18 protein-coding genes are annotated in these 18,874 nt (G+C 64.5%); 11 read left to right on the top strand and 7 right to left on the bottom strand.

Going from position 1 to position 18,874, the window contains the following annotated elements; translation table 11 throughout:
• The first annotated feature begins 194 nt into the window (after positions 1–194).
• From PCA10_RS21500 to grxD, 4 genes are all read left to right on the top strand, one after another.
• On the top strand, positions 195–1,718 hold the full coding sequence (locus PCA10_RS21500; protein WP_016494192.1) for a sensor domain-containing diguanylate cyclase: 1,524 nt from the start codon (positions 195–197) through the stop codon (positions 1,716–1,718).
• Positions 1,719–1,902: 184 nt separating this feature from the next.
• Complete coding sequence (locus tag PCA10_RS21495; RefSeq protein ID WP_016494191.1) at positions 1,903–2,340, top strand: hypothetical protein; 438 nt, start codon at positions 1,903–1,905, stop codon at positions 2,338–2,340.
• Positions 2,341–2,474: 134 nt separating this feature from the next.
• A complete protein-coding gene (locus PCA10_RS21490; protein WP_016494190.1) occupies positions 2,475–4,583 on the top strand; it encodes a molybdopterin oxidoreductase family protein in 2,109 nt (702 codons plus the stop codon).
• A 93-nt stretch (positions 4,584–4,676) separates the two neighbouring features.
• Positions 4,677–5,003, top strand: coding sequence for a Grx4 family monothiol glutaredoxin (gene grxD / locus PCA10_RS21485; protein WP_016494189.1), 327 nt, complete (start codon positions 4,677–4,679; stop codon positions 5,001–5,003).
• A 172-nt stretch (positions 5,004–5,175) separates the two neighbouring features.
• On the opposite strand, the gene bfr is transcribed toward grxD, so the two are convergent.
• Complete coding sequence (bfr, locus tag PCA10_RS21480; protein ID WP_016494188.1) at positions 5,176–5,646, bottom strand: bacterioferritin; 471 nt, start codon at positions 5,644–5,646, stop codon at positions 5,176–5,178.
• Between the two features lie 203 nt (positions 5,647–5,849).
• Positions 5,850–6,068 carry a bacterioferritin-associated ferredoxin gene (locus PCA10_RS21475; RefSeq protein ID WP_016494187.1) on the bottom strand — a complete coding sequence of 73 codons (219 nt, stop codon included), beginning with the start codon at positions 6,066–6,068 and terminating at the stop codon, positions 5,850–5,852.
• Between the two features lie 283 nt (positions 6,069–6,351).
• Here PCA10_RS21475 and PCA10_RS21470 point away from each other — a divergent pair, with 283 nt between their 5' ends.
• A complete protein-coding gene (locus PCA10_RS21470; RefSeq protein ID WP_016494186.1) occupies positions 6,352–6,954 on the top strand; it encodes a peroxiredoxin in 603 nt (200 codons plus the stop codon).
• A 122-nt stretch (positions 6,955–7,076) separates the two neighbouring features.
• On the opposite strand, the gene rnt is transcribed toward PCA10_RS21470, so the two are convergent.
• Positions 7,077–7,751, bottom strand: a complete 675-nt coding sequence (gene rnt, locus PCA10_RS21465) for a ribonuclease T (protein WP_016494185.1) — start codon at positions 7,749–7,751, stop codon at positions 7,077–7,079.
• A complete protein-coding gene (gene pyrC, locus PCA10_RS21460; protein ID WP_016494184.1) occupies positions 7,748–8,794 on the bottom strand; it encodes a dihydroorotase in 1,047 nt (348 codons plus the stop codon). The genes rnt and pyrC overlap by 4 nt, the downstream gene beginning before the upstream one ends.
• 166 nt (positions 8,795–8,960) lie before the next feature.
• On the opposite strand from pyrC, the gene PCA10_RS21455 reads away from it, so the two are divergent.
• From PCA10_RS21455 to modC, 6 genes are all read left to right on the top strand, one after another.
• The gene (locus PCA10_RS21455; RefSeq protein WP_041770907.1) at positions 8,961–9,992 is read left to right on the top strand and encodes a flagellar protein MotY; all 1,032 of its coding nucleotides are present in this window, start codon (positions 8,961–8,963) and stop codon (positions 9,990–9,992) included.
• A 129-nt stretch (positions 9,993–10,121) separates the two neighbouring features.
• Positions 10,122–11,339 (top strand): argininosuccinate synthase, encoded by a 1,218-nt coding sequence (locus PCA10_RS21450; protein WP_016494182.1) that lies wholly within the window; start codon positions 10,122–10,124, stop codon positions 11,337–11,339.
• Between the two features lie 235 nt (positions 11,340–11,574).
• Entirely contained in the window at positions 11,575–11,961 is a 387-nt protein-coding gene (gloA, locus tag PCA10_RS21445) for a lactoylglutathione lyase (protein ID WP_016494181.1), read from the top strand.
• Positions 11,962–12,237: 276 nt separating this feature from the next.
• Complete coding sequence (locus tag PCA10_RS21440; protein ID WP_016494180.1) at positions 12,238–13,266, top strand: GGDEF domain-containing protein; 1,029 nt, start codon at positions 12,238–12,240, stop codon at positions 13,264–13,266.
• Between the two features lie 75 nt (positions 13,267–13,341).
• Positions 13,342–14,028 (top strand): molybdate ABC transporter permease subunit, encoded by a 687-nt coding sequence (gene modB / locus PCA10_RS21435; RefSeq protein ID WP_016494179.1) that lies wholly within the window; start codon positions 13,342–13,344, stop codon positions 14,026–14,028.
• Positions 14,029–14,031: 3 nt separating this feature from the next.
• Positions 14,032–15,117: a molybdenum ABC transporter ATP-binding protein gene (modC, locus tag PCA10_RS21430; RefSeq protein WP_016494178.1), complete on the top strand. Its 1,086-nt coding sequence runs from the start codon at positions 14,032–14,034 to the stop codon at positions 15,115–15,117.
• A gap of 232 nt (positions 15,118–15,349) precedes the next feature.
• On the opposite strand, the gene PCA10_RS21425 is transcribed toward modC, so the two are convergent.
• The 3 genes from PCA10_RS21425 to PCA10_RS21415 are packed head-to-tail and all read right to left on the bottom strand — an operon-like array spanning position 15,350 to position 18,826.
• A complete protein-coding gene (locus PCA10_RS21425) occupies positions 15,350–16,843 on the bottom strand; it encodes a sensor domain-containing diguanylate cyclase (protein ID WP_016494177.1) in 1,494 nt (497 codons plus the stop codon).
• 55 nt (positions 16,844–16,898) lie between these two features.
• Entirely contained in the window at positions 16,899–17,753 is an 855-nt protein-coding gene (locus PCA10_RS21420) for a DUF4824 family protein (protein WP_016494176.1), read from the bottom strand.
• Positions 17,750–18,826: a DUF2157 domain-containing protein gene (locus PCA10_RS21415; protein ID WP_016494175.1), complete on the bottom strand. Its 1,077-nt coding sequence runs from the start codon at positions 18,824–18,826 to the stop codon at positions 17,750–17,752. The genes PCA10_RS21420 and PCA10_RS21415 overlap by 4 nt, the downstream gene beginning before the upstream one ends.
• Between the last annotated feature and the right edge of the window lie 48 nt (positions 18,827–18,874).

Below are 18,874 nucleotides of genomic sequence, written 5' to 3'. Positions count from 1 at the left end.
TGGAGTCGAGTTACCTGACATCCTTTTGGCGGCGGCGGATCGTAGCGGGTGCGCCGCTCTAGCCAGGTGATCCCGAGTGGCGGGACGTTGTACAGCGGTCCGAAAGCCGCTGGCAATTGCACTTCATTCCAGATTGTTTCGGTTCCAGGCCTTGTCTAAGGTGTGCCAGGCACGGGTAGTGAGGAGTGTGGCGGATGGCTGGAACAGGTCCTGAACCTGGACAGGGGTACCTGGGAACGGGACGCTCCCTGTGGCTCGCCTATGCGCTGTTGCTGGCAGCCGGCCTGGGGGCGATCCTGGTCAACCTGCTGCAGGTGCTCGATTCCAAGCAGCTCTACCTGCGCGAAGCCGACAAGGCCAACGCCAACCTGGCCTATTCCATCGCCCAGCATGCCCAGGAGTCCATCAAGGAAGCGGACATCGTCCTGAGCGGCATGGTGGACCTGCTGGAACGCGGCGAGAACAGTCCCGAGGCCTTCAACCAGCTGTTGACGACCTACAAGCAGCGCACGCCGCAACTGGCCGGAGCGTTCGTCTACGACGCCCAGGGCCGCTGGCTGCATTACACCAATCCACCGCCAACGGCCGACGCCAACAACTTCGATCGCGCCTACTTTCAACATCACCTCCATTCGGTGAGCCGTGACACCGAGGTGAGCAACCCGATCCGCAGCCGCTCCACCGGCGAGTGGGTACTGCCGGTGTCCCGTCGCTTCGATGATCGGGACGGGCATTTCGCCGGCGTGGTGCTGGCGACCATCCGAGTCGATCACTTCCGCCAGTTCTACAAGCTCTTCGACATTGGCCAACAAGGCTCGGTGCTGATCGCCATGAACGACGGCACCATCATCTATCGCCGCCCGGAGAAGGGGGGCGACACGGGCGACAGCATTCTCGGCAGCCATATGTTCCAGTCCGACCTCAAGCGCTCGCCGGTAGGGCTGGGCGCCAGTATCTCGGTGCTCGACGGCGTGGACCGGGTCTATGCCTACCGCGCCCTGGACCATTTCCCGCTGGTGGTGTCGGTGTCCCTGTCCCGCCAGGAAGTGCTCGCCGAGTGGGGGCGCAAGGCGGTAGTGGTGGCCTGCCTGGTGGCGGTGCTGGTGCTGGCGCTGATCCTGGTGGGCGGCAGCCTGGTGGCGAGGCTGCGCAAGCGCATTGTCGCCGCCCAGAGCATCGCCCTGGAGAACCGCGAGCTGCAGCACCTGGCCCACCGCGACAGCCTGACCGGCATTTCCAATCGCCGGCAGTTCGATCATGCCCTGCGCACCGAATTTCATCGCGCCGCTACCGTGGGAACACCCTTGGCGTTGGTGATGATCGACGTCGACCACTTCAAATCCTTCAACGACCGTTACGGCCACCAGGCCGGGGACGTTTGCCTGAAGGCGGTGAGCGACGTGCTGCGCCGCTTCAAGGTACGCGCCGGCGACACGGTGGCCCGCTACGGCGGCGAGGAGTTCGTCGTGCTGCTGCCGCATACCGACCCGGCTGGCGCGCGCCTGGTGGCCGAGCGCATTCGCCAGGCGGTCCAGGAGCAGGGCCTGGTCCATTCCGGCAACCCGGCAGGGGTCGTCACCGTGAGTGTCGGCGTGCACAGCATGGTGCCCGAGGACACCGAACAGCCCGAGCGGTTGCTGGAGCTGGCCGATGCCGCGCTGTATCTGGCTAAGAGCGGTGGGCGTAATCGCGTCTGCATGGCACAACCGGTTGTCTGAGGACCGGGGTGTACGATTTGGGGGAATTGTCTGAGGTTCTTTTCGGAATGCGTGAACTGCTATCCCGCTACGCCGGTTGATAGCTTTGCGCCTCCCCGAAATCCACGGGTTTCAGGGGGCGGTATCCGCGCAAGGAAATAGGCGGAACCACTCAGAAAAAACCTAAAGAATCATGGAGATTCCGATGAACAAGTTCCTCATGCCCGCCGCACTGGCAGCCGCTTTGGCCGTCCTGACCGGTTGCAGCAGCCATAACATCAGCCAGCCGGCCGCATCGCTGACCGGTGACGTCAAGACTGACCTCAAGGCTGATGTGGCTGTCGGCGAGCAGATCAGCGGGCAGTCCGAAGTGAACATCCTGTTCAACTTCCTGCAGTTCGGTGGCGATTCCCAGTACGCCGATGGCGTTGCCTACGGTGGTGCTGGTGGCGGCGGCCTGCCCTTTGGTCCGGACCCGATCTCCGCAGTCAAGTCCGCTGCGGCCTACAAGGCCGTGAAAGCCTCAGGCGCCGACCTGATCGTCGCTCCGCGCTATGAGCTCAGCGTCCAGGACTACGTGGTCTTCAAGAAAGTGAGCGCCAAGGTGACCGGCAACAAGGGCACCATCCAGTCCATCCGCTGACCCGGACGGCGAATCGGCAGGCTTGATGCCTGCCGATTCATGGCGCTGAGGCTGCTGGTCGGCCGGCCGATCTGGCTCCATAGTCTTGTATTCGCGACCTGACCGGTCGTCTCGAACAAGAAAGAGGCCAGGCCATGACCAAGACCCTCCATCACCGTGCATGCCATCTCTGCGAAGCCATCTGCGGCCTGAGCATCGAAACCGAAGACCAGGCGGACGGTAGCCGCCGGATTCTGTCCATCAAGGGTGATGCCCAGGACAGCTTCAGCCGTGGCCATATCTGCCCCAAGGCGGTGGCCCTGCAGGATATCCAGAACGACCCCGACCGAGTCCGCCAACCCCTGCGTCGTGCCGGCAACGAGTGGTTGCCCATTGGCTGGGACGAGGCCTTCGCCCTGGTCGCCGAACGGCTGGCCGATATCCAGGCGCGTCATGGCAACAACGCGGTTGCCGTGTACCAGGGCAACCCGAGCGTGCACAACTACGGGCTGATGACCCACAGCAACTACTTCCTCGGACTGCTCAAGACCCGCAGCCGTTTCTCCGCGACCTCCGTGGACCAGTTGCCCCACCACCTGATCAGCCAGCAGATGTACGGCCATGGCCTGCTGATCCCCATCCCGGACATCGACCACACCGGCTTCATGCTGATCCTCGGCGGCAACCCGCTGGCGTCCAACGGCAGCATCATGACCGTGCCCGACGTGGAAAAACGCCTGAAGGCACTGCAGGCCCGTGGCGGCAAGCTGGTGGTGGTGGACCCGCGACGCAGCGAAACCGCCGCCATGGCGGACCAGCACCTGTTCGTGCGCCCGGGGCAGGACGCCGCGTTGCTGTTCGGCCTGCTCAATACGCTGTTCGAAGAAGGCCTGGGACGTACCAGCCACCTCGAGATCGAAGGTCTGGCGCGGGTGCGCGAGGCCATCGCGCCATTCACGGCAGAAGCGATGGCCCCGCGTTGCGGTATCCCGGCTGAGGACATCCGCCAGTTGGCGCGAGACTTCGCCGCCGCCGACAGCGCGGTCTGCTATGGCCGCATGGGGGTCTCCACCCAGGCGTTCGGCAGCCTCTGCCAATGGCTGATCCAGCTGATCAACCTGGTCACCGGCAACGTCGACCGGGTGGGCGGCGTGCTCTGTACCGAACCTGCGGTGGACCTGGTAGCCGCGACCTCCGGCGGCCATTTCAATCGCTGGCAGAGCCGGGTGTCCGGCCTGCCGGAGTACGGCGGTGAGCTGCCGGTGGCGGCCCTGGCCGAAGAAATGCTGACTTCCGGCGAAGGACAGGTACGGGCGCTGGTGACGGTGGCCGGCAACCCGGTGCTGTCCACGCCCAATGGGCGCCAGCTGGAGCGGGCGCTGGACGGACTGGAGTTCATGGTCAGCGTCGACCTCTACATCAACGAGACGACGCGCTACGCCGACCTGATCCTGCCGCCCACCGCACCGCTGGAACATGATCACTACGACACCACCTTCAACCTCTTCGCCGTGCGCAACGTCACGCGCTTCAACGAGGCGGTGCTGGCCAGGCCCGAGGGGGCGTTGCACGACTGGGAAATCTTTGTCGGCCTGGCGAAGGCCTTCGCGGCGAAGACCGGCATCGAGCTGAAGCCCACCCTGGCGCCGGACCAGATGATCGACCTTGGCCTGCGCGCGGGGCCCTATGGCGACCGCTCCACGCACAAGCTCTCGGTGGCGCGCCTGCGCGAGCATCCCCACGGCCTGGACCTGGGCGCCCTGAAAGCCAACCTGGGCGGGCGCCTTAAGACTGCCAGCGGCAAGGTGGAAGCCGCCCCGGCGCTGCTCCTTGGCGACCTGGAGCGCTTCGCGGCGCAGCCCGTGCCGGGGGAGGGCGAGCTGATGCTGATCGGCCGGCGCCATGTGCGCAGCAACAACTCCTGGATGCACAACTACCATCGCCTGGTGAAGGGCAAGCCGCGCCACCAGTTGCTGATGCACCCTCGGGACCTCGAAGCTCGGGGGCTGGTGGATGGCCAGCGGGTCAGGGTGCGCTCGCGGGTGGGGATGATCGAAGTGGAGGTGGGCGCCAGTGACGACATGATGCCCGGCGTGGTAAGCCTGCCCCATGGCTGGGGCCACGCGCGGCCCGGTGTGCGCATGGGGATCGCCAGCGAGCAGCCGGGAGCCAGCGCCAACGACCTCACCGACGAGCGCCAGTTGGACGCGCTGTCCGGCAACGCCGCGCTCAATGGCGTTCCTGTGGAAGTGGTAGCCGCTTGAAGGCAAGGGAAGCCCGAGCGCATCGCTCGGCTTTCCGATACAATGCCGCCATCCTGCCGACGCGACAGTCGGAAAGTTCAGCCGAGGTGCCCAATGGATATCATCGAAACCATCAAAGAGCAGATCGCCAACAACACTGTCCTGCTGTACATGAAAGGCTCGCCGAACGCTCCGCAGTGCGGCTTCTCGGCCCGCGCCGCGCAAGTCCTGATGGCTTGCGGCGAGAAGTTCGCCTACGTCGACATCCTGCAGAACCCGGAAATCCGCGCCAACCTGCCGAAGTACGCCAACTGGCCGACCTTCCCGCAGCTGTGGGTCGGTGGTGAACTGGTCGGCGGCAGCGACATCATGACCGAACTGTTCGAGAAGGGTGAGTTGCAGACCCTGGTAAAGGATGCCGTGAGCAAGGCCAGCGCCTGATCCGCATTTGAATGAAAGAGCCCCGCTGATGCGGGGCTTTTTTATTTCCGGAAGTTCTTCGGGCAGGAGTCTAATTGCTTATTGAAATTGATCTTATCTGGAATGGTTGTAAGTAGTGGAAGTTGGGAATGAAAAAGCCCCGCAAGTGCGGGGCTTTTTACTTGGCGACCTATTACTCTTCCATCTGCGATTGCAGGTAGTTTTCCAGGCCGACTTTGTCGATCAGGCCCAGCTGGGTTTCCAGCCAGTCGATGTGTTCTTCTTCGGATTCGAGGATCTCTTCCAGCAGCTCACGGCTGCCGTAGTCGCCGACGCTCTCGCAGTAGGCGATGGCGGTCTTCAGGTCCGGTACGGCCTGCTGTTCCAGCTTGAGGTCGCTGGCCAGCATCTCCTTGGTGTTCTCGCCGATCATCAGCTTGCCCAGATCCTGCAGGTTGGGCAGGCCCTCGAGGAAGAGGATGCGCTTGATCAGCTTGTCCGCGTGCTTCATCTCATCGATGGATTCGTGGTACTCGTGATCGCCCAGCTTCTTCAGGCCCCAATCTTCATACATGCGGGCGTGCAGGAAGTACTGGTTGATCGCGACAAGTTCGTTACCGAGGATCTTGTTCAGATGCTGTATGACTTTCTTGTCGCCTTTCATTTGGGGTCCTGCCATGGGAATGTGGATGATTAATGAATTCTGATCCCCATGTTTACCACTGTCAAATCTAAGTTGTTGAATTGTAAATAAATTTGAATACTAATAAGAATGTTTAACTTCCACATTTGACAGCTAAATATCTGAATTACGGGCACAAAAAAACCGGACGCGAAGGTCCGGTTTCCTTTGTTGCCTGCCGTGGGTCAGGCGATGGAGTACGCGGCGGGGTAGGCGAGGGCGGCCTGGCTACTCTGCACCTCGGTCAAGGTCTCCTTGACCACCTGCTTGGCTAGGCAAGCGCATTTGCCACATTGGGTACCCACTTCCAGGGCGTTGCGTACTTCGCGATAGCTGCAGCAGCCTTCATAGATGGCTTCGCGAATTTGACCGTCAGTGACACCTAGACAGAGACAGACGTACATGGCGACTCGGGACTCGGAGAGTGGTTGGATGGAGGGGATACTAATAGTAATGAGAATGATTGTCAAAGATCTGTCTGAAACGCCCGGACCAGAGGCGCTCGCGGGCTCCCGGACGGGTTTCGGCGGGCGTTGACTCGTCGGTCGAAAGCGGTGGGCGGGGGTGGTCGCCAAGTGTATGATCGCCAGTCCTTTTGGAAGCGGGTGTCACAGGGTCGCCACACAGGTCGGCCAGGCTGGGACACCTGACTCTCTCACTACTCATGACTATTTCAGGAGACATGGAATGAGCGTACTCGTAGGCAAGCAGGCACCGGACTTCAACGTCGCCGCCGTTCTGGGCAATGGCGAGATCGTCGACAGCTTCGTCCTGTCCGAAGCCATCAAGGGCAAATACGGCCTGGTGTTCTTCTACCCGCTGGACTTCACCTTCGTCTGCCCGTCCGAGCTGATCGCTCTGGACCGTCGCATTCCCGAGTTCAAGGCTCGTGGCGTGGAAGTGATCGGCGTGTCGATCGACTCCCACTTCACCCACAACGCCTGGCGCAACACCCCGGTGGACAAGGGCGGCATCGGCCAAGTCCAGTACACCCTCGCCGCCGACATGAAGCACGAGATCGCCAAGGCCTATGACGTCGAATCCGAAGACGGCGTTGCCTACCGTGGCGCCTTCCTGATCGACAAGAACGGCGTTGTGCGTTCGCAGATCGTCAACGACCTGCCGCTGGGCCGTAACATGGACGAGCTGCTGCGTCTGGTCGACGCCCTGCAGTTCACCGAAGAGCACGGCGAAGTCTGCCCGGCCAACTGGAAGAAAGGCGACAAGGGCATGACCGCTTCTCCGGAAGGTGTGGCCCAGTACCTGTCCGAGAACGCTTCCGCCCTGTAAGCCTCTCCACGATCCGCTGCGCAACGCGCGAGATCGTGAAAAGGTTTGCGCTGAAGCTACTCGCGGTAAAGAAAAAGCCCGGCAATCGCCGGGCTTTTTCATGTCTGGAGAAAGACGCGGACTCAGTCCTCGTCGTCCATCCAGCCGCCCATCTCTTTCCAGCGATTGACGATGCCGCAGAACAGCTCGGCGGTCTTCTCGGTGTCGTAGCGTGCCGAGTGCGCCTCGCGGCCGTCGAACTCGATGCCGGCGGCCTGGCAGGCCTTGGCCAGTACGGTCTGGCCATAGGCGAGGCCGGCCAGGGTCGCGGTGTCGAAGCTGGAGAAGGGGTGGAAGGGGTTGCGCTTCATCCCGGTGCGATTCACCGCGGCGTTGAGGAAGCCGAGGTCGAAGCTGGAGTTGTGGCCCACCAGGATGGCGCGCTTGCAGCCATTGGCCTTGATCGACTTGCGCAGGCCACGGAAGATTTCCGTCAGCGCGTGCTCCTCGGTCACCGCCATGCGCAGCGGGTGATCCAGCTTGATCCCGGTGAACTCCAGCGCAGCCTGTTCGATGTTGGCGCCTTCGAAGGGCTCGATGCGGAAGAAGTGGGTGTGGTCCGGATAGAGGAAGCCTTGCTCATCCATGGCGATGGTCGTCGCGGCGATCTCCAGCAGGGCGTCGGTGGCGGAATTGAAACCACCGGTTTCCACATCCACCACTACCGGCAGGTAGCCACGGAAACGCGCTGCCATCGGGTGGCGCGGGCCGGAAGGCAGGCTGCCGTCCAGTTCGTCGTCGTAGAGGTCCTCGCTCACGCTTGTTCCTCCAGCAGGCGCCAGCGCAGCTTCTCGCCGGCGCGCAGCGGTACCACTTCCTGGTCGCCCAGCGGCAGGGTAGCGGGGGCGGTCCATTCCTCGCGCACCAGGGTGATGCTGTCGGTGTTGCGCGGCAGGCCGTAGAAGTCCGGGCCGTGGAAGCTGGCGAAGGCTTCCAGCTTGTCCAGCGCATTGCGCTGCTCGAAGGCTTCGGCGTAGAGCTCGATGGCCGCATAGGCGGTGTAGCAACCGGCGCAGCCGCAGGCGGCTTCCTTGGCGTGCTTGGCGTGGGGGGCCGAGTCGGTGCCGAGGAAGAACTTGTTGCTGCCACTGGTGGCCGCGTCCAGCAGGGCTTCCTGGTGCACGTTGCGCTTGAGGATCGGCAGGCAATAGAAGTGCGGACGGATGCCGCCCACCAGCATGTGGTTGCGGTTGTACAGCAGGTGGTGGGCGGTGATGGTGGCGCCGACGTTGGCCGAGGCCGACTGCACGAACTGCACCGCATCGCCGGTGGTGATGTGCTCGAACACCACCTTCAGGGTCGGGAAGCGCTGGACCACGCGGGTCAGGTGCTCGTCGATGAACACCTTCTCGCGGTCGAACACGTCGATCTCGCCACGGGTCACTTCACCGTGGACCAGCAGCAGCATGCCCACTTCGGCCATGGCTTCCAGGGCCGGGAAGATCTTGTCGACGTTGGTGACGCCGGAGTCCGAGTTGGTGGTGGCGCCGGCCGGGTAGAGCTTGGCGGCGTGCACGAAGCCGGAAGCCTTGGCCGCGCGGATGTCCTCCGGGCTGGTGCGATCGGTGAGGTAGAGCACCATCAGCGGCTCGAAGCGGCTGCCGACCGGGCGCGCGTCGAGGATGCGCTGGCGGTAGGCATCGGCTTCCTCGGCGTTGCGAACCGGGGGTACCAGGTTGGGCATGATGATGGCGCGGCCGAAGGTACGGGCGGCATCCGCGACGGTATGGGCCAGGACGGCACCATCGCGCAGATGGATGTGCCAGTCGTCGGGTCGCAGGAGGGTCAATCGGTCGGACATGAGGGGCTTCCAGGCGGGCAGAACTGGGCGAACATGCTACCGGAAAAGGCCTCCAGGGGCACGCGGGGCTTGAGCCCTGGCTTGGGTGCCGGCAAATCGGCGTTCAAGTTTTGCCGCGCGCCACCGATATCCAGCAGGAGTGCCGCAATTCCCCGTGGAGCCCGTCGTGCGCCAGCGCTATCTCCTCTTCCTGAGCTTGTTCGCCAGCCTGCCGGCCATGGCCATCACTTTCCAGACTCGTCTGGAGAAAGTGGAGTGGAAGGTCGAGGGCGACAAGTTCGAGTGTCGGCTGTCCCAGCCGATCACCGATTTCGGTTCGGGCGAGTTCGTGCGCCGCGCCGGCGAACAGGCCACCTTCCGTCTCAAGGCACGCGAGCGCTGGATGGGGACGGGCTCGGCCACCCTGCTGGCGGCTGCGGCGCCCTGGCAGCCGGGCAGGGGTGACATCAACCTGGGTTCGGTCAGCGTCGGCAATGGCGAGGTGCCCTTCAACAGTTCCGAGCAACAGGCCGGGCGCCTGCTCACGGGCCTGATGCAGGGGCGCAGCCCGCTGGTGCGCCACCGTACCCTGCAGGGCGGCGACGCCATGGAAGTGCGGCTTCTGCCTGTCAGGTTCAACCAGGCCTACCAGGACTACCTGGCCTGCACCGCCAAGCTGTTGCCGGTGAACTTCGATCAGATCAGCCACGCGCAGGTCGGCTTCCCCGGCGGCGGCGTGGACCTGGACGACATGGCGCGGGCCAAGCTGGAGATCATCCTCGATTTCATCAAGGCCGATCCCAGCGTCAATCACATCGAGATCGACGGCCATTCCGATAACAGCGGCAACCGCCTGACCAACCGCGACCTGTCGCGCCGCCGGGCGCTGGCGGTGTTCGAGTTCCTCAAGGCCAACGGCTTCCCCGAAGCGCAGATGGCCATGCGTTTCCATGGCGAGCGTTACCCGCTGGCACCGAACAACAACTCGGCCAACCGGGCGAAGAACCGTCGCGCCACGGTGCAGTTGTCTCGTGTCGAGCCGCCCGAGGTCGCGCCGGCACCCACGCCGCCCCCGGCTGAGGCACCGGCGCCCACGCCAACGCCGGGCGTCCCGGCCAACTCTCCGGGCGTGTCGACGCCGAGGCCCGGTGTCCAGGGCCCGCCGCCTGCGCCTGCACCTGCAGCCCAGCCGCCGGCCCCTGCACCCGCTGGATCATGACCTTGCCGTTCGTCGCACAGTCGACAGAATCTGTCGCCTCGTCGTCATAAGCTGTCGCGCCACTGTAATTTGGCCGTCAGGGTCAGTAGAATCACGGGCTTTTCGTACAACCCCCGTGGAGTTGATGGCATGGCGGACGTAAAGAAGGTTGTCCTGGCTTATTCCGGTGGCCTGGATACTTCGGTGATCCTCAAGTGGCTGCAAGATACCTATAACTGCGAAGTGGTGACCTTCACCGCCGACCTCGGTCAAGGCGAGGAGGTCGAGCCGGCCCGCGCGAAGGCCCAGGCCATGGGCGTCAAGGAAATTTACATCGACGACCTGCGCGAAGAGTTCGTTCGCGACTTCGTCTACCCGATGTTCCGCGCCAACACCGTATATGAAGGCGAGTACCTGCTGGGTACCTCCATCGCCCGTCCGCTGATCGCCAAGCGCCTGATCGAAATCGCCAACGAGACCGGCGCCGACGCCATCTCCCATGGCGCCACCGGCAAGGGCAACGACCAGGTTCGCTTCGAGCTGGGCGCCTACGCGCTGAAGCCGGGCGTGAAAGTGATCGCTCCCTGGCGCGAGTGGGACCTGCTGTCCCGCGAGAAGCTGATGGACTACGCCGAGAAGCACGGTATCCCGATCGAGCGCCACGGCAAGAAGAAGTCCCCGTACTCCATGGACGCCAACCTGCTGCACATCTCTTATGAGGGCGGCGTGCTGGAAGACACCTGGACCGAGCACGAGGAAGACATGTGGAAGTGGACCAAGTCGCCGGAAAGCGCGCCGGACGTCCCCACCTACATCGAGCTGACCTACCGCGCCGGTGACATCGTCGCCATCGACGGCAAGGACATGACCCCGGCCCAGGTGCTCTCCGAGCTGAACCGCATTGGCGGCGAGAACGGCATCGGCCGCCTCGACATCGTCGAGAACCGCTATGTCGGCATGAAGTCCCGTGGCTGCTACGAGACCCCCGGCGGCACCATCATGCTAAAGGCCCACCGCGCCATCGAGTCCATCACCCTGGACCGCGAAGTGGCTCACCTGAAAGACGAGCTGATGCCCAAGTACGCCAGCCTGATCTATACCGGTTACTGGTGGAGCCCCGAGCGTCTGATGCTGCAACAGATGATCGACGCCTCCCAGACCAACGTGAACGGTGTGGTGCGCCTGAAACTGTACAAGGGCAACGTCGTAGTGGTCGGCCGCAAGTCCGACGACTCCCTGTTCGACGCCAACATCGCCACCTTCGAGGACGATGCCGGCGCCTACAACCAGGCAGACGCTGCAGGCTTCATCAAGCTCAACGCCCTGCGCATGCGCATCGCCGCAGGCAAGGGTCGCAAGCTGTTCTGATAAGCTTGCGCGCTTGAGCCTACAGACCCCGGCCAAGAGCCGGGGTTTGCATTTAGAGCCCGTCTACAATCTGCTGCGCGTCGGAAGAACTGCGTTGAAAATGGCTTCGGAATGCTCATTTACAATCTGTAAACTCCGCTTCCTCAGCCATTTTCGCCTTGTTCTTCTCTAGCTCGCGAGATCGTAAACGAGCTCTCAGACCCCGCCAACCCGGGCAAACGATGAGGAACCAACGATGAGACTGCTGCATACCATGCTGCGAGTCGGCGACCTGGACAAATCCATCGCCTTTTACACCGAAGTGCTGGGCATGACCCTGCTGCGCCGCAATGACTACCCGGACGGCCAGTTCACCCTCGCCTTCGTCGGCTACGGCGACGAGGCCCACAACAGCGTGATCGAACTCACCTACAACTGGGGTGTGGACCAGTACGACCTGGGCAGCGGCTACGGCCACATCGCCCTGGAAGTGGCCGACGCCTACCAGGCGTGCGCGGACATCAAGGCCAGCGGCGGCAACGTGACCCGCGAAGCCGGTCCCATGAAGCATGGCAGTACCGTCATCGCCTTCGTCACCGACCCCGATGGCTACAAGATCGAGCTGATCCAGAAATCCAGCTGACGGATATTCGCTGCGCGGCCGGCAAGCGCCGCGCAGCCCTGCTCGCGGTAGCCAGGAAAAGACCAGCTCGGCCCAGGCCGGGCTGGTCTTTTCGTTTTGGCACTGGGGATCAGAAGGTCAGGTCCAGGGAACTGCCGACCACCCTCTCGCGGCCGGCCCCTCCACAGCTGGGGATCTACCCCGATGAAGGCAAATTGCTGTCTTCCTCTCGCAAGGACGAACGCTCTGTGCTGATATGAATCCGGGGCGCTACCGCCCGGTCTGGAGACCTGTTCCATGGATGGTTCCGCGGTCAGCTACGAACGTCATCTCGAATGCCTGGTCAGGGCCATCCAGGAATTGTCCCTGGCTCGTGACCTGGACCGCATCGCGGAAATAGTCCGCAGCGCCGCGCGGGAGCTGGTGGGGGCCGACGGCGCCACCTTTGTCCTGCGCGACGGCGACCTCTGCCACTACAAGGACGAGGACGCCATCTCGCCGCTGTGGAAAGGCCTGCGATTTCCCATGGAAACCTGCATCAGCGGCTGGGCCATGCTCAATCGCGAGCCCGCGGTGATCGCGGATATCTACCTCGACCCGCGCATCCCCCACGACGCCTACCGCCCGACCTTCGTCAAAAGCCTGGTGATGGTGCCCATCCGCAGCCTGGCGCCGGTGGGGGCGATCGGCACCTACTGGGCCACCGCGCGCCAAGCCACTCTGCGCGAGGTTGGCCTGCTCCAGGCCCTGGCCGACTCCACCTCGGTGGCCATGGAGAACGTCCAGCTCTACAACGAACTGGAGCAACGGGTCGTCGCCCGTACCCAGGACCTGGTGGCCGCCAACCGACTTCTCTATGACGAAGCCTGCGAACGCGAGCGGGTCGAGCAGGACATCCAGCGCTTCGCCATGACCGACGAACTCACCGGCCTGCACAATCGCCTCGGCTTCCTGCGCCTTGCCGGCGAGACGCTGGAGGCCGCGCGCCAGCGCGACACCCCATGCCTGCTCCTGCACCTGCTGGTGGACAGCGCCGACCTCGGGCCGGGCGAAAGCCTGCCGCTGGTGGCCGCCCGCATGCTGCGCGCGCAATTTCGCCGCGACGACCTGCTGGCGCGCCTCGGCGGTGGCGAGTTTCTCGTGCTGACCACCGGCTACGGCTATCCGGAGGCCGTGGTGCAGCGCCTGCTCGGGGGGCTCGGAGCCTTCAATCGTGCGGCCGAGCAGCATCTCGGCCTGCGCGTCGGCCATGCCGAATCCACCCGCGGCCAGGACCTCGAGCAACTGATAGTGGAGGCCGGAAACGCCCTGCAGCGCAGCCGCTGACGCCTTGTCCTGGCTGGCTCGCAGGCTTCGCTATATAGTTCGCCACACAGCGAAACTCGACCGTTCGGCCAACTCATGAACTTTCCCCTCGACCGCACCGACCTGGCCGCCATCTGGCTGACCCTGGAACTGGCCACCCTCACCACCTTGTTGCTGCTGGTGGTGGGCACGCCCATCGCGTGGTGGCTTGCGCGTACCCGCTCACGGATGAAGGGCCCGGTCGCCGCGGTGGTGGCCCTGCCGCTGGTGCTGCCGCCCACGGTCATCGGTTTCTACCTGCTGGTGAGCATGGGCCCCCATGGTTTCATCGGCCAGTTCACCCAGAGCCTTGGCCTTGGCACCTTGCCATTCACCTTCGCCGGCCTGGTGGTGGGGTCGGTGATCTACTCCATGCCCTTCGTCGTGCAGCCCCTGCAGAACGCCTTCAGCGCCATTGGCCAGCGTCCCCTGGAAGTGGCCGCGACCCTGCGCGCCAGCCCCTGGGACACCTTCTTCAGCGTGGTGCTGCCACTGGCGCGACCGGGCTTCGTCACCGCGTCCATCCTCGGCTTCGCCCACACGGTGGGGGAGTTCGGCGTGGTGCTGATGATCGGCGGCAATATCCCGGAGAAGACCCGCGTGGTCTCGGTGCAGATCTTCGACCATGTCGAGGCCATGGAGTACGCCCAGGCCCACTGGCTGGCCGGCGGCATGCTGGTGTTCTCCTTCCTCATCCTGCTGGCGCTGAACTCCAGCCGGCGCCTGAAACCTGGCTGGACCTGAAGCATGCAACTGATTCGCGCACGATTTCGCCTGCGCCATCCGGGCTTTTCCCTGGACACCGACCTCGAACTGCCCGGTCGTGGCGTCAGCGCCCTGTTCGGTCATTCCGGCTCGGGCAAGACCAGCCTGCTGCGCTGTATCGCCGGCCTGGAACGAGCCGCCGAAGGCTTCCTGGAAGTGAATGGCGAGCTCTGGCAGGACAGCTCCAGCGGCCATTTCCTGCCCACCCACAAGCGGCCGCTGGGCTACGTGTTCCAGGAGGCCAGCCTGTTCGAACACCTCTCGGTGCGGCGCAACCTGGAATATGGCCAGCGGCGCATTCCGGCGCGGGAGCGGCGGGTGCAGCTGGAGCAGGCGGTGGAGCTGCTGGGTATCGGGCATCTGCTGGAACGCATGCCGGGCGGCCTGTCCGGCGGCGAACGGCAGCGCGTGGGCATCGCCCGGGCGCTGCTGACCAGCCCGCGCCTGCTGCTGATGGACGAACCCCTGGCGGCGCTGGACCTCAAGCGCAAGGGCGAGATCCTGCCCTACCTCGAACGGCTGCACGACGAGCTGGATATCCCGGTGCTCTACGTCAGCCACTCGCCGGACGAAGTGGCGCGCCTGGCCGACCATCTGGTGCTGCTGGACGACGGCAAGGTGCTGGCCAGCGGCTCGCTGGCGCAGACCCTGGCGCGACTCGACCTGCCCACCGCCCACGAGGATGAGGCCGGCGTGGTGATCGAGGGCAGGGTGCTGGGCTTCGATACCCGCTACCAGTTGCTGACCCTCGCGCTGCCGGGCAGCTCGCTCAGCGTGCGGGTGGCCCATTCGCCCGTCGAGGCGGGGCGTGGCCTGCGTTTCCGGGTGCTGGCGCGGGACGTCAGCCTGAGCCTCGAGAAGCAGCGCGACAGCAGCATTCTCAACCTGCTGCCGGCGCGGGTGGTGGAAGAGTCACCGGCGGCCAACGCGGCCCATGTACTGGTACGCCTGGATGTGGATGGCGCCCCCATGCTGGCGCGCATCACCCGCTTCTCCCGCGACCAGCTCGGGCTCTACCCGGGCCAGACGCTCTGGGCGCAGATCAAGTCGGTGGCGTTGCTGGCCTGAGGCACGTTCTCTCTCCCCTCGGTAGCCCGGATGAAATCCGGGGAGGCGGGTGTCGGATTGGTCCCGGATTGCATCCGGGCTACAGGTTCTGCGTCATCCGTGTAGGAGCGAATTCATTCGCGAAACGGGCCGAAGGGCAGTCCTGCACGGCTTGAGGCAACGGGCAGCGTGGCTGCCCTTCGCGATTGAAATCGCTCCTACGGACGTTCCCGGCCGGACACTGTCGTAAGCGTCAGAGCACGTCGTGGTTGCCCGATGGCTCCACGCACACGCAATTGCGGCCCGACTGCTTGGCCCGGTAAAGGCCACGGTCGGCGCGGCCGATCAGGCTGTCCAGGGAGTCGTCCGGGTGCATCTCGGCCAGGCCGATGCTGGTGGTCACGTGCAGGTTCACGCCCTTGAAGGGATAGCGCCGCGCAGCCACGTCGCTGCGCACCTTTTCCGCCAGGAAGTGGGCGGTGGCGTTGCCGGTGTCCTTGAGCAGGATGATGAATTCCTCGCCGCCCCAGCGGCAGACGATATCCGACTGGCGCAGGCCGTCCCGCAGGTTCTGGGCGAAACCTTGCAGCACCTCGTCGCCGGCCTGGTGGCCGTAGGTATCGTTGAGCAGTTTGAAGTGGTCGAGGTCCAGCAGCAGGGCGGTCAGCGGCTTGCGGTCACGACGGGCTTCCTGCAGCGCCTGGCCGGCCAGCAGCTCGAAGCCGCGCCGGTTGGGCAGTCCGGTGAGGCTGTCGGTGGTGGCCAGGGCGGCGATGCTCTGCCGGTAGCGGCGCATCAGCCGGCTCAGCAGCACCAGCACCACGATGGTCACCAGCAGGCAGATCAGCAGGTTGAGGTAGAGGGTATTGCGGAGTCCGTTGAGCAGGCCGCCTTCATGCTTGTCGACGAACAGGTACCAGTCCAGTTCGGGGATGTAGCGCACGTTCAGGTAGTGATCGCGGCCGCGCTCCTGGTACTCGAACTTGCCGCTCTGGGGGCGCCCCAGCTTGGCCTGCAGGTCTTCGAGGCCGGGCACCTGCGACAGCGATTCGCCGACTTTCGCACCCAGCGGGCCGCCGTCCGCACCGGTGAGGACGATGCGCCCGGTGGTATCGACGAAGTAGACGCTGCGGTCGTAGCGGCGCTGGTATTCGTCGATCAGCTTGATCACCGCGTCCACCGTCAGGCCGATCCCGGTGGCGCCGATGAAGTTGCCGTCGTAGTCGAACACCTTGTAGTTGATGAAGATGGTCAACCGGTCCTGGTTGGCCATGTCCACATCGACGTTGATCTCGTACGGCTCCTTCATGTCGCGCACGCGGAAGTACCAGATGTCCCGCGGTTCCTTCGGGTCGACGCGCTTGAGCACGCCCTTGGTCTGGTAGTAGGTGAGGCTGCGCTCGGAGACGAAGAAGCTGGTGAAGGCGCCGTAGTGCTCCTGGACTTCGCGCAGGTAGCGGGTCATCGGCTCGACGTCCTTTTCCCCTTGCATCACCCAGTCCCGGAGGAAGGTGTCGCGGCTCATCATCGAGGAAATCAGGATGGGACGGACCAGGTCCTTCTGGATTTCCGAGTAGACGTTGTCCGAAGTCAGCGGCAGTTCGGTGTTGATGATGCTGCTGCGCATGGACTTCAGCGATGCCTGGTAGCTGACCAGGGAGGTGACCAGGAAACCGCCGCCAAGCAGCAGTACCAACGTCAGGACCAACAGGCGGTGGCTTTGCTTGGTAGCTTCTGGTAACGGCATCGGACAACAGGACCTCAGGCTAGTGGCGCAATGCTAGCGTGCGCTGGCGCGGGCGTCACGGACGGGTACTTGACGCCAGGCTATCGGCGCTGGCCGGCTTTCCTTGACCGTCACCGCGCTGGAGCTCCGGCACCGAATCGATCCAGGGTTCCAGGCGCTGGCCGATGCTGAGCCACAGGCGCAAGCGCGCACTTGGCTTGTCTTCGCGGTCGCGCACCAGTCCGTCTCGCAACCCCTCACGCCAGGCGTGGGGCACGTTGATCTCGGCGATGCGCAGCCGACTGATCTGCCCGGTCAGGCGCCCATCGCGCACCCAGGCACTGACGATGCCGGACAGGATGGCGTAGCGACCGCGATCGGGATAACGGCTGCGCAGGGCCTCGCGATCCAGCCCCACGTCCACCGCGAACAGGCGACTGCTGCGGTGCTCCTCCTGTTCAACATAGTTGCGCGCGGCGCGTTCGGCTTCCTGTCGGCTCTTGTCCTGTGGAGCGCTGCGCAATTCGCTGCGGGCTTTCGCCAACCGTTGCCTGGCGCGCTCAAGTTCGGCCACCCGCGCCGGACCATCCAGCTCCAGCACCACGAGTACCTCGCGGTTGCGGTTATCGAAGCGCAATGTCTCCCGGTCCGTGGCCGAGAAGCCCAGTTGCAGCAGGCTGTCCTGATCCAGCATCAGGCTTTGGTAAGGGTCATCGCCTGTCGCGGCGCTGGGGCGTCGCCAGTCCAGGCGCAGGGCCAGGCCACTGTTTTCGTGGTCGGCCCAGTCGTAGCTGCGTCGAACCTCGCGTTCGGACAGCAGGAGGCGACTGTCCGCCTCGCCGCTGCGGTTGTACCAGACGCCCCCCAGGGCGATGGCATTGGTCAGGCCGATCAGCGCCAGGCCGCCAAGCAGTGCGGTGCGATTTTTCATGGGCGCTGGCCTCCCTTGTGGGGGCTGGGCCGGCGCAGGCGGTTGAGCACCATGAGGATGAGCACTGCCACCAGGCCGAGCAGCAGGAAGAACAGGTACTTGGGCATCAGCTCCCACCACCAGTCGAACAGCTTGATGCCGAGCAGGACGATGAAGAACAGCAGGCCGCTGTAGAGCACCTCCGGCCAGTCGCGGCGGTTGCCGAGCCAGATCGCCAGGCCCGCAGCGATAAAGCCCGTGACCTGGTAGAAGCCTTCCACCAGCTCGCGGGGCCAGGGCAGATAGCTGGCGCTTGCCCAGTTGGCCAGCACCAGCACGGGCACGAACAGCCCGAGCAGGCCCATCACCCGGTAGATCGCGGCAAAACCGCTGTAGCGGGCCTGGGAGATCAGGCCGGGCACCAGGAATATCAGCAGGCCGGCAGGCAGCAGGTGTTCCGGGCGCTCGGCGCAATCCAGCCAGTACAGGCCGCTCCAACTCGCCAGGCGGGTCGCCACCAGGGCCATGAGGCACGCGAGGCCGGCACCCAGGAGCAGCCTCGACTCGCAGGCATAGGCCAGCAGCAGGGCGTAGGCCGCCCAGGGCAGCAGCGCCTGGTCGGTGGGGGTGATGTTGAAGATCTGTCCGAGCATCGACAGGTTCAGCACGAAGCAGGCGAAGGCGAGGAGGGCGGCCAGCCTGGCGAAGTAACCGGAGGCGTCACGCCGACGCAGCAGCAGGGTCAGCAGCAGGCTGCCCAGGGAGAAGCCGGCGAGGATGCCGACCTGGGCGACTTCCGGGAACAGGCCCCAGAACTGGTAGAAGAAGAACAGCAGGCTGGCGGCCAGCGCCAGGGCGCCGAGCAGCGAGGCGATGCGCATACCCAGGGACAGGCGCCGGGCCTGGGCGTCCGGGTCGATGTCGTAGACGCTGCGGTAGTCCGCCAGCAATTGACGGTGGTAGTGGCCGAGGCGCTCGATCTGCTCGGGGGAGAGCAGCAGCGTCTGTTCCTCGTGCAGGCGCGTTACTTCCCGATAGAAGGCCTGGATGTCGTCGGCGCGGTGCTGCGCCTGGTCGCGGCTGAGCAGCGGCATTGCGGGTCCTTGTGCGTAAGTTGCCGGCTGAACTGTAGGGCCGCCATC

The sequence above is a fragment of the Pseudomonas resinovorans NBRC 106553 genome (assembly GCF_000412695.1).
Lineage (GTDB): Bacteria > Pseudomonadota > Gammaproteobacteria > Pseudomonadales > Pseudomonadaceae > Metapseudomonas > Metapseudomonas resinovorans_A.
This window is presented reverse-complemented; position numbering and strand designations above follow the sequence as displayed.

Bases quoted from the DNA above. Each gene is read 5' to 3' on its own strand.
- PCA10_RS21500 (WP_016494192.1), top strand. From the start codon at position 195: ATGGCTGGAACAGGTCCTGAACCTGGACAGGGGTACCTGGGAACGGGA.
- PCA10_RS21495 (WP_016494191.1), top strand. From the start codon at position 1,903: ATGAACAAGTTCCTCATGCCCGCCGCACTGGCAGCCGCTTTGGCCGTC.
- PCA10_RS21490 (WP_016494190.1), top strand. From the start codon at position 2,475: ATGACCAAGACCCTCCATCACCGTGCATGCCATCTCTGCGAAGCCATC.
- grxD (WP_016494189.1), top strand. From the start codon at position 4,677: ATGGATATCATCGAAACCATCAAAGAGCAGATCGCCAACAACACTGTC.
- bfr (WP_016494188.1), bottom strand. From the start codon at position 5,646: ATGAAAGGCGACAAGAAAGTCATACAGCATCTGAACAAGATCCTCGGT.
- PCA10_RS21475 (WP_016494187.1), bottom strand. From the start codon at position 6,068: ATGTACGTCTGTCTCTGTCTAGGTGTCACTGACGGTCAAATTCGCGAA.
- PCA10_RS21470 (WP_016494186.1), top strand. From the start codon at position 6,352: ATGAGCGTACTCGTAGGCAAGCAGGCACCGGACTTCAACGTCGCCGCC.
- pyrC (WP_016494184.1), bottom strand. From the start codon at position 8,794: ATGTCCGACCGATTGACCCTCCTGCGACCCGACGACTGGCACATCCAT.
- PCA10_RS21450 (WP_016494182.1), top strand. From the start codon at position 10,122: ATGGCGGACGTAAAGAAGGTTGTCCTGGCTTATTCCGGTGGCCTGGAT.
- gloA (WP_016494181.1), top strand. From the start codon at position 11,575: ATGAGACTGCTGCATACCATGCTGCGAGTCGGCGACCTGGACAAATCC.
- PCA10_RS21440 (WP_016494180.1), top strand. From the start codon at position 12,238: ATGGATGGTTCCGCGGTCAGCTACGAACGTCATCTCGAATGCCTGGTC.
- modB (WP_016494179.1), top strand. From the start codon at position 13,342: ATGAACTTTCCCCTCGACCGCACCGACCTGGCCGCCATCTGGCTGACC.
- modC (WP_016494178.1), top strand. From the start codon at position 14,032: ATGCAACTGATTCGCGCACGATTTCGCCTGCGCCATCCGGGCTTTTCC.
- PCA10_RS21425 (WP_016494177.1), bottom strand. From the start codon at position 16,843: ATGCCGTTACCAGAAGCTACCAAGCAAAGCCACCGCCTGTTGGTCCTG.
- PCA10_RS21420 (WP_016494176.1), bottom strand. From the start codon at position 17,753: ATGAAAAATCGCACCGCACTGCTTGGCGGCCTGGCGCTGATCGGCCTG.
- PCA10_RS21415 (WP_016494175.1), bottom strand. From the start codon at position 18,826: ATGCCGCTGCTCAGCCGCGACCAGGCGCAGCACCGCGCCGACGACATC.